11 protein-coding genes are annotated in these 9,419 nt (G+C 67.7%); 2 read left to right on the top strand and 9 right to left on the bottom strand.

The annotated features are described in order from the left end of the window. From M529_RS36035 to M529_RS36025, 3 genes are all read right to left on the bottom strand, one after another. A partial coding sequence (locus M529_RS36035) for a heme exporter protein CcmB (protein WP_021318106.1) occupies nucleotides 1-459 on the bottom strand: 459 nt, incomplete at its 3' end. Then, entirely contained in the window at nucleotides 456-1,055 is a 600-nt protein-coding gene (ccmA, locus tag M529_RS36030) for a heme ABC exporter ATP-binding protein CcmA (RefSeq protein WP_021318105.1), read from the bottom strand. The genes ccmA and M529_RS36035, both read right to left, overlap by 4 nt. Then, nucleotides 1,052-1,459, bottom strand: coding sequence for a metallopeptidase family protein (locus tag M529_RS36025; RefSeq protein ID WP_021318104.1), 408 nt, complete (start codon nucleotides 1,457-1,459; stop codon nucleotides 1,052-1,054). Before M529_RS36025 ends, ccmA begins: the two co-directional genes overlap by 4 nt. A gap of 40 nt (nucleotides 1,460-1,499) precedes the next feature. Here M529_RS36025 and M529_RS36020 point away from each other — a divergent pair, with 40 nt between their 5' ends. Then, nucleotides 1,500-1,787 carry a 4a-hydroxytetrahydrobiopterin dehydratase gene (locus M529_RS36020; RefSeq protein ID WP_021318103.1) on the top strand — a complete coding sequence of 96 codons (288 nt, stop codon included), beginning with the start codon at nucleotides 1,500-1,502 and terminating at the stop codon, nucleotides 1,785-1,787. On the opposite strand, the gene M529_RS36015 is transcribed toward M529_RS36020, so the two are convergent. From M529_RS36015 to M529_RS36000, 4 genes are all read right to left on the bottom strand, one after another. Beyond that, nucleotides 1,779-2,372, bottom strand: coding sequence for a hypothetical protein (locus tag M529_RS36015; RefSeq protein WP_051184051.1), 594 nt, complete (start codon nucleotides 2,370-2,372; stop codon nucleotides 1,779-1,781). The genes M529_RS36020 and M529_RS36015 overlap by 9 nt on opposite strands. A 26-nt stretch (nucleotides 2,373-2,398) precedes the next feature. Continuing rightward, a complete protein-coding gene (locus M529_RS36010) occupies nucleotides 2,399-4,723 on the bottom strand; it encodes a patatin-like protein (RefSeq protein ID WP_021318101.1) in 2,325 nt (774 codons plus the stop codon). A 211-nt stretch (nucleotides 4,724-4,934) separates the two neighbouring features. Then, entirely contained in the window at nucleotides 4,935-5,576 is a 642-nt protein-coding gene (locus M529_RS36005; RefSeq protein WP_021318100.1) for a hypothetical protein, read from the bottom strand. A 3-nt stretch (nucleotides 5,577-5,579) separates the two neighbouring features. Then, complete coding sequence (locus M529_RS36000; RefSeq protein ID WP_021318099.1) at nucleotides 5,580-6,254, bottom strand: glutathione S-transferase family protein; 675 nt, start codon at nucleotides 6,252-6,254, stop codon at nucleotides 5,580-5,582. A 114-nt stretch (nucleotides 6,255-6,368) separates the two neighbouring features. On the opposite strand from M529_RS36000, the gene M529_RS35995 reads away from it, so the two are divergent. Beyond that, nucleotides 6,369-7,616 (top strand): FAD-dependent oxidoreductase, encoded by a 1,248-nt coding sequence (locus M529_RS35995; RefSeq protein WP_021318098.1) that lies wholly within the window; start codon nucleotides 6,369-6,371, stop codon nucleotides 7,614-7,616. Here M529_RS35995 and M529_RS35990 read toward each other — a convergent pair. Both M529_RS35990 and M529_RS35985 read right to left on the bottom strand, forming a co-directional pair. Next, nucleotides 7,570-7,767, bottom strand: coding sequence for a KTSC domain-containing protein (locus tag M529_RS35990; RefSeq protein WP_021318097.1), 198 nt, complete (start codon nucleotides 7,765-7,767; stop codon nucleotides 7,570-7,572). The two genes, M529_RS35995 and M529_RS35990, sit on opposite strands and share 47 nt — an antisense overlap. Before the next feature lie 34 nt (nucleotides 7,768-7,801). Further along, nucleotides 7,802-9,415 (bottom strand): bifunctional GNAT family N-acetyltransferase/carbon-nitrogen hydrolase family protein, encoded by a 1,614-nt coding sequence (locus M529_RS35985; RefSeq protein ID WP_021318096.1) that lies wholly within the window; start codon nucleotides 9,413-9,415, stop codon nucleotides 7,802-7,804. Between the last annotated feature and the right edge of the window lie 4 nt (nucleotides 9,416-9,419).

Below are 9,419 nucleotides of genomic sequence, written 5' to 3'. Positions count from 1 at the left end.
CCCCGCCGTCAGCGTCGCGACCAGCAGGCCCAGCGCCGCCAGCGCCGGTGTGCCGATCAGCAGCCCCGCCTCCAGCAGCGCCACCGTCGCCCCGTCCAGTTTCAGCAGCGCGGCCGCGGGCAGGGCGGCGATCATCAGCGGCGGCCCGAAGCCAAGCCAGTGTGCCGCCAGCCGCGCCAGCAGCACCATCTCCTCGCCGATGCCGCGCAGCGCGATCTGGTCCAGCACGCCCGCGTCCCGATCGGGCGCGACCAGCCGATCGACGGGCAGCAGCGCCGCCAGCAGCGCCGCGATCCACAGCATGCCGCCGCCCGACCGGCGCAGCAGTGCAGCGTCCGGTCCCACGGCGAAGGGATAAAGGCTGGCCACCAGCAGCAGGAAGGCGACCGGCAGCCACAGACCGCCCGCGCGCCAGGCCTGCGTCAGGTCGCGTCCGGCCAGCAGCCACAGCGTCCTCATGCGTGGGCCTCGACATGGCCGGACAGGTTGAGCAGGACGGGGGCAGGCAGGGGCAGCGGCTGGTGTGATGCGGCCAGCAAGATCCCGCCGCTCGCCAGATGCGCGGCGACCGCTTCGCCCAGCAGCGCCAGCGATGCGTCGTCCAGGCCGTTGCCCGGTTCGTCGAGCAGCCAGATCTCGGCACCGCTCGCGATTACCCGGGCCAGCATCGCCCGTTTGCGCTGGCCGGTGGAAAGCATCCGTATGGGCACCGCCGCTAGGCCGCGCAGCGCCATGGCGTCCATCGCCCGCTCCAGTGCGACGTCTCCGACGCGGTCGAGCTTGGCCCAGAAACCGAGCGCCTGTCCCAGAGGCCGCTCCATGTCGAGTGCCAACCGCTCGTCCGCCAGCGCCACGCCGCCCTCGCGCGCCACGGTGCCGGCGAAGGCGGGCAGCAGCCCGGCGCAGATGCGCAGCAGGCTCGACTTGCCGACGCCGTTGGGGCCGGTCAGCAGCGCGCTACCGCCGGGTCCCAGCGCCAGCGTGACGCCGCGGAACAGCATCCGCCCACCCCGCAGGCAGGCCACGTCGTCCAGCCGCAGGGTGGGGCCGCTCATGGCGCGACCATGTCCTCCAGCACATGCATGTCGAGGTCGGATAGGCCGAAATGATGGCCGATCTCATGCACTACGACGTGGGTAATCAGTGCGTCGAGCGCGACGCCGGTCTCCACCCATTCGTCCAGCAGCGGGCGGCGGAACAGGTGGACGGTGGGGGGCGTGTCGCCGGTCTGTGCCTCCTGCCCGACCGGACGCCCGCTATAGAGGCCCGTGAGGCCGAAGGGATCGTCGATTTCCATCTCCGCCAATATGTCGGCATCGGCGAATTCCTCGACGAACAGCACGACATCGGACAGATGATCGCGGAACGGGCCCGGCAGGCGGCTGAGCGCGGCGAGCGCCAGCGTCTCTATTTCTTCCTTCGTCGGCGCGAAGCGGGGCGGTTGACCAGTGTCGGACATGGCTGCGACATAGGCGAAACGAAAAGAGGAGGATAGTCACATGGTTGCCAGACTGGACGGGCCCCCGCGCGCCGCGGCGCTCGCCGCCCTGCCCGAATGGAGCGTGGTGGAAAGCCCCGAAGGCATCCGCCGGCACTTTGTTTTCACGGACTTCAATGCCGCCTTCGGCTTCATGAGCCGGGTCGCGCTGCTTGCCGAGAAGGCGGATCATCATCCCGAATGGTCGAACGTCTACAACCGGGTGGACATCCTGCTGACCACCCATGACGCAGGCGGCCTGTCGCAGCGCGACGTGGACATGGCGGCGGCGATCGACGCCCTATTGTGAGAGGAAGGGCGCGTAGAGCGGCGAGGATGCGCCGGAGTCCCTTGGTTTCTCGATCCGCTCCTCATAGCCGCTGAGCGCCCGTGTCACGGCCGGATTGGCGGCATAGCGGCGGCGCAGCGTCGCCAGCTTCGCATCGGTGCCGGTGCACAGTTCGGCGATGCTCTCCTCGATATAGGCGCGCCGGTCAGCGTCATAGGGTTCCTCGCCCCGGAAATGGTCGCAACTGTCGCGCTCCACCATGAAAGCCGTCACCTCGTCGGGAAAGGCTTCGGCGCTGGCCGCGGCGTCGGACGGCGGCAGGTCCATGGGCTGATAGGATTCGCTCTCCCCCTCGGCGGGCTGCTGCAGTACCGGCGGCGGATAGGGCGCGGTGGTGGCTGTCGCCAGATCGGTCGGCGGCAGGTCCTGGACCGTCGTGGCAGGCTTTGGATCCGGGGGAGGCGGCTTCAGCGCCGGTGCTTCCGCCACGGCGGGGATGTCGGTTGCGGGCGGCAGCGGCGCCTCGCGCGCCCCGGCGCGCGGCTCTCTCTCCGTCTGCTGCCCGCCTTTCGACGGCGAACAGCCGGCGAGCATCGCCAGAACCAGCACCGGAAGCAGCCTTTCCCGCACGCTCACCCGATCTCCTTCCGCAGACTGGCGATGAGATCGGCGACATGGGGCAGCCGCGTCTCCTCCTCGTCGAGGACCGCCAGAAACGCTTTCCGCCTATAGGCCGCTACGGCCTCGGGCGAAAGGCGGCTTGCCACGGGCATGGCGGAAATCACGATGTCCAGAAGCCGCTCCACCCCGTGCAGTCGTCCCCACAGATAGTCGTTTTCGCGATAGACCCGACTGAAGAACGCGCCGAAATTATTGAATTCTATGCCCTTCAGCGTCGCCGCTGCACCACCGCTGCGAATCGCGGAACAGTCATCGGGGGAAATGCGATCCACCTTGATCGGGTCATATTCGTCGATCGCATCGCCCTGCAGCAGCGGCAGGGTCGCGATGTCGTAAAAGGGGAAGCCGAGATAGGCGAGCAGCATCGTCCGCCGCTGCGCCTTGGGCAGAGCTGCCAGCGCCTCGGCCAGGATGCGGTCAGCCGCCTCGTCGCGGCTGCGCAGGTCGCGGGCGTTGGCCACGGCCTGCAGGGCGGCGGCGGCATCGGTGGGCACGGTGCGGGCCGCCTCCCGCGTGGCATCGCCGTAGAAATCGAGCGGCTCGCACTCGGCATAGAGCGTCAGCGCCGCATAGATCGCGTCGTGCAGCCCCTGCACTGCCGCCTCGTCCGCGCCACTCTCGACTTCCAGTGTCTCGGCCAGCCGCCGCGCGAGGAAGCGCAGCCGCCGCAGCCGGAAGGCTAGGTCATGCCGGCGGAAGAAATCGACCGGCGCGGATGCCGCTCCGACATCGTCGGTCAGCCTGTCCGCATCGGCCGCCCGCACGGCGGCCCAGATGGCCTTGCGATAGGCTTCCCGCATCATCGGCGCATCCTCGCTGCCCAGGCGGAACAGCAGGACGGCCAGATCCTCGACGATGCCGGACAGCTTCAAATGGCCATAGGCGGGAAAGGCGAAGCCTGCCGCATTCGCTGCGCGCTGCTGCGCTTTAGCGCGCCAGTTGGATAGTCGCGCCGGTGTCGGCCGGTCCAGGAACAGCATGCCGCCGATCGCGCTTTCGACCTCCGTCTCGATCCCCGGCCGCAGCGCGGCCAGGATGCGGCTCATCCGCCGGATGCGCGCGGACTGCCGGTCTATAGCCTCCAGATTGTCGCGGATCGGCTGTTCGCGCGGAATGTCCGAAAGCGCGCCGAAAATGGTGCGGAAGAATCCCGGCAGCTTCGAATCCTTCGCCTCTTCCACCTCTCCGCGCCGGTTGAGGCGGATCGAATGGGCGCCCGGCTTGGGGTCGATATAGACGAAGCGCCGGTCCACTTCGCGCCGCGAAGGTCGGTTCCGCAGCGCGCCGATCGCCTGGGCGAAGGGCGCGTTGGCCAGCACCGACCCATCGATCAGCACCGCGTCCTCCGCTGTCCCCTGCGCTGCCTGCCGCGGCAGGATGCGGGCCAGGAAGGCGTCGCGCGTCGGCCAGGCGCGATGGCGGCGCTTCAGCACCCGGTCCAGTTCCCGCACGGTGAAGGGCGGGAAGGCGCCGGGGAAGCTCGCCGTCGCCCGCGCGGCGAAAACCAGCTCGGCAGTGTCGGCGAAGATTCGCTCGCCCCGGCCCCGCGCGCGGAAGCCGATCGACAGGCGGTGCTCGGTCTCCACCACCTGCGGGGGGCTGTTGAGCGTCAGGCCCTGGGGATGGCCCTCGAAGTCGGTGACGGTCACGAACAGGTCGAGCGGATGCCCCTCGGGTAGCAGCGGCGGTCCGCGTTCCGCCGCCGTCATCGCGTCGAACGCGTCCAGGATCATGGCGGAGAAAATCTCCCCGCCAAAGGGCGGCTCGAACCATCGCGAGCGGATGAAGCGGGATAGCTTGCGGCGCACTTCCTCGCGCGTCTCGGGCGCGACCGTCTGCTCGATGGCGTCGCCCGGCCGCCGCGCCACCATCCAGACCAGGGGGGATGCCCAGAATTTGGTGAAGGCACGGGCCGGGCGGGCGTCGGGGTCGAGCAGCTCGTCGACATCGGCATAGTCGAGCCACAGGTCGGTCAGCGGTTCGAGCGACTGTCCCGTCTCGATCGCCTGCGCCAGGAAGATGCCGTTGATCCCGCCCGCGCTCGCGCCTGCGATGATGTCGGGCATGACGCGCAGCCGCACGCCGCTCGCCTCCTCCATGGCGGCGAGCAGCCGCTGGTATACGCCCCGGCTCCCCTTCCCCGCCGTCACACCGTCATGGAAGGCACGACTGGCACGGGCCAGATGCCATATCTCCTTGGTGATGCCGTGCATGTAGACTGCCAGGCTGATCCCGCCATAGCAGACGAGCGCGAGGCGAAGCTCCCTCTCCTTCATGGGCTCAGCCTTGCAGAGGGAAGCACGATTGTCGAGGGAGGTCGGTTGAATGTCGGCTTTCGGCCACCTTCGTCATCCCAGCGAAAGCTGCGATCCCACTTCTTCAGGCGCGATGTGAAGAAAATGAAAGAGAGATCCCAGCTTCCGCTGGGATGACGGCGGTGGAGCGATGTCCGCTCCCCCAACCCATAACCGACGCCCGGGCGCGCCTCTACCGGCCGCCGAAGGTCCTTTCCCACCGCGTGTCGATCCTGGTCTGCGCTTGGTCGGCCTTGGCGTGTCCCACCAGGGACAGGCCGCGCAGGGTGAGGTGGTGGCCGGACAGCCATTTCCCCGCGATGCCGTAACCGATGTCGTAAAGCGACACCACGTCATGCGGCTCGCCATTCACCACAAAACGGGTGGTGATGGCGACCGGCAGCCGCTCGTCTCCCACGCTGTCGTCGGGCAGCTTCGCCTTTTCCCGCGCGCGCTTCAGCGCCGCCTCGAACCAGCGGGCCTCGATGCGGGGGTCGCCCGTGGTCTCGACGGGGGAGAGGTCCAGCGCCTTGGGGAAGAGGATGATCTGGCTCTGCACGATCTGGTCGGGCGCGGTGGGTTTGAGGAGCAGCCTGTCGTCGCCGTCGGGCGTCGCGTTCAGCACCAGGATCGCGGCGCGCGTGGAGGCTTTGCGGGTTTCCGCGGCCTTGTCGGCGCGCTCGTCCTGCTTGTCCGACCAGTTGAGATAGAGGGTCAGCGCCGAGATCAAGACCGCCAGCACGGCCAGCACTTCGCCCAGGGTGATCCAGCGGCGGCGGATCGCGGCCGCTTCCTGCGCGCGGGCTTCCTTCGGACTTTCCGGCGCGTCGTTCATCGGTCAGGCCGTCTGCGGGGGCAGCTCGAACTTGTCGATCACCCATTCCTCGGCCTGCGCGCCGCCGATCCACTCTTGCATCCAGGGATGGGCGATGATCGCGCGCATATAGGCTTCGGCAAAGCGGGCGACCGGCAGCTGGTATGTGATGAAGCGAGTGACGACCGGCGCGAACATGACGTCCGCGGCCGTGAAGTCGCTGAACAGGAATTCACCGGTGCCGCCATAGCGGGCGCGGGCCTGCGCCCAGAGCTGCATGATGCGCTCGATATCCTGCGCCACCGCTTCGGACGGCGGAGTCGGCTGGTAGATGCGGCGGATGTTCATGCTGTGCTCGCGGCGGAGCGCGGCGAAGCTGCTGTGCATTTCCGCCGCCATCGACCGGGCCATGGCGCGCGCGCCCGGATCGGCGGGCCAGAACAGGTCGCCGCCGGTCTTCTCGTTCAGATATTCGACGATGGCCAGGCTGTCCCACACGACGACATCGTCGCCGTCCCACAGGATCGGCACCTTGCCCGAGGAAGGGGCGAACTCGTCTCCCTCCCGCCGCTTCTCCCACGCCTCGTCATAGAGGGGGACGACCACCTCCTCGAATGGCAGGCCGGACAGCTTGCAGGCGAGCCAGCCGCGCAGCGACCAGCTGGAATAGGCCTTGTTGCCAATGAACAGCTTCATCATGGCGCCTTCCTAGACGAGCGCGACGGGGGGAGTCGAGAGCGAGCGGCGTTGCCGCGCCATGGCGGGAGAGATGCAGCGATGCTATGGCGCGGGTCGACCCGGAAAGGAAGGCGCATGGGCAAAGGCCTCGTCATCGTTGGTGGGGGTCCGGCAGGGATGATGGCCGGGCTGCTCTTTGCCAGGGCGGGCGTGCCCGTCACGGTGCTGGAGAAGCATCGCGATTTCCTGCGCGATTTCCGGGGCGACACCGTTCATCCCTCCACGCTGGAGCTGTTCCGCGAACTGGGTCTGCGCGAGGCTCTGCTGCAGCGGCCGCATGACCGGGTCGAGAAACTGTCCGCTCGTGTCGCCGGTCAGCGGATGGAGATCGCGGATTTCCGTCGCCTGCCTGTCGACAGCCGTTTCATCGCGCTGATGCCGCAATGGGAGTTCCTGGACTTCGTGGCGGGCGAAGCGGCGCGCTATCCGACCTTCACCCTTCGCATGGAGGCGGAGGCGATCGGCCTGCGTCGGGATACCGCAGGCCGGGTCGACGGCGTCCGGCTGGCGGACGGATCGGTGGCCGCGGCCGATTTCGTGATCGCGGCAGATGGACGGCGGTCGGTGTTGCGCGAAGCGGCGAAGCTGCCGCTGGAGGATCTGGGCGCGCCGATCGACGTGTTCTGGTTCCGCCTGCCCAAGGCGGACCCGGGCGGCGACAACGAGACGATGGGCGTGTTCGAGACCGGGCGCGTGTTCGTGCAGATCGACCGGGGCGATTACTGGCAATGCGCCTATGTCTTCGCCAAGGGGGAGGCCGACGCCGTGCGGACGCGTGGACTGCCCGCCTTTCGCGCCGAGATCGGGACGCTTGTGCCGGCGCTCTCGAAGGCGGCGGAGGCGCTGACGGACTGGGAGCAGGCGAAGCTGCTATCGGTCTCGCTCGACCGGCTGACGCGCTGGCACATGCCGGGACTGCTGGCGATCGGCGATGCGGCGCACGCCATGTCGCCGGCGGGCGGCGTCGGCATCAACCTCGCGGTCCAGGATGCGGTGGCGGCCGCCAATATTCTGGCCGCTGCGATGGCGGCCGGAAAGGATCCGGACGGCCTGGCGCCGCTGGTCCAGAAAAGGCGGATGCTGCCGGTGCGGATCGTGCAGCGGATGCAGAAGATGATCCACGACAATATCATCGGGGCGCTGCTCGATCCCGATACGCGGCTGACCGCGCCGCCGCTGCCCGTGAGGCTGCTCGATCGCCATGCTATGCTGCGGGGAATTCCCGCCCGGCTGGTGGGGCTGGGCGTCCGGCGCGAGCATATCCGGTCCCCCGATGTCAGTGCAGGCGGGCGAAGCGATAGCGGTCCCGAAGTTCCGCATTGAAGAACGCACCTTTGGACGAGGCGGCGCGCATTCGGTCGGCAAGCGTCTCCGGCACGTCGAAATAGCGGTAAATCCTTCCCGACACGAACCGGATGTCGAGGGCACGGGTCTGTGCGTCATAGTCGAAGCGGCGGATGACGGTCGACGGCATGACGGGGAAAACCGCCCCGCCGCGTGCGGGTTCCTCAGCCGCCGCCGGGTGCGTTGTGGCCGCCGGCGGGCACCGGGCCGCCGCTCGGCGCATGGGCATGGTCGGGATTGCTGTCCCAGTCGATATGGTAGAGGTCGAAGCGCCGATCACGCAGGTTGCGGACTGTTCCTTCGGCCCGGGCCCAGCTGAGGTCGGCCAGGTTCACATCGGCCATGGTCAGCGTCTCGACATTCTCGGTCGATTCAGCGGCGATGCCGTCGCGCGCGAAAGGCAGGTCGCAGGGCGTCAGGATGGCGCTCTGTGCATATTGGATGTCCATATTGTCGACGTTCGGCAGGTTGCCGACATTGCCCGACATCACGACATAGCACTGGTTCTCGATTGCGCGGGCCTGCGCGCAATAGCGCACGCGCATATAGCCAAGGCGGCTGTCGGTGCAGAAGGGCACGAAGATGATGCGCGCGCCCTGGTCGACGAGGCGGCGGGCCAGTTCGGGAAATTCGCTGTCATAGCAGATAAGGACGCCGATAGGCCCGCAGTCGGTCTGGATCACGTCGAGCGCGTCGCCGCCCTTGATGTTCCACCAGAAGGCCTCGTTGGGCGTCGGGTGGATCTTTTCCTGCGTGTGGATCGACCCGTCGCGCAGCGCGACATAGGCGATGTTCTGGATGTCGCCATCGTCCGCGCGGGTCGGGTGGGAGCCGCCGATGATGTTGATATTATATTCGAGCGCCATGCGCCCAAGTTCCTTGGTCAGGCGCGGGGTGTAGCCGGTGAGCTTGTCGATCGCCTCGACCGGCGTCAGCTTCTTGGTCTCGAAGGAGAGCAGGGGGAGGGTGAAGAGCTCCGGGAAGACGATGAAATCGGAGCGGTAATCGGCAGCTACGTCGACGAAATATTCGATGTTGCGGACGAACTCCTCGAAATCCTTCACCGCACGGGCCTGGAGCTGGCAGGTGGCGAGGCGGACGCTTTCGACGCCGCGGGGCACGCGCATTTCCGGCGCCTCGTCGGGATCGACATAGGGATTGCGCCAGACCAGGTGCGCGGCATGGCCGTCCGACTGCTTGTCCTCCGGTAGGTAATTTTCAAGGACGCCAAGGGGTTCGAACTGGTTCTTCAGCTGGAAGCTGATGACCTGGTCGCGCATCTTGCCCTGGATGACCTTGTCCAGATAATCCTGCGGACTGCCGGCGCGGCGCTTGGCGCGCGCATAGCCCGGCATACGTCCCGCGATGACGATGCCGTGCAGGTCCAGTTCCTCGGCCAACTCCTTCCGCTCGTCATAGAGGCGTTGGCCGATGCGCAGGCCCCGCAGCTTGGGATCGACCGCCATTTCATAGCCATAGAGCCATTCGCCCGCTGCGCTGTGCCGTGTGCCGAAACCGTTGGCGGTGATCTCCTCCCAGTCGTGGGGAGCGAAGGCCATGCCCTTGCTGACGCGCATCGTGGCGCAATAGCCGACCACCTTGCCGTCATAGAGGGCGACGAAACAGCCGCCGGGGAAATTGTTGATCTGTCCCCGGATCGTGGCCAGCGAATAATTGGGCATGCCGGGATAGGCGCGGGCGATCAGGCGCTGGATGCCGCGCGCATCGGCGGGCACGGCGGGACGGGTTTCGAGGCGCTTCTTGCCGGTGGTCGTCATGTCC

This window comes from Sphingobium ummariense RL-3 (assembly GCF_000447205.1).
GTDB classification, from domain to species: Bacteria; Pseudomonadota; Alphaproteobacteria; order Sphingomonadales; family Sphingomonadaceae; genus Sphingobium; species Sphingobium ummariense.
This window is presented reverse-complemented; position numbering and strand designations above follow the sequence as displayed.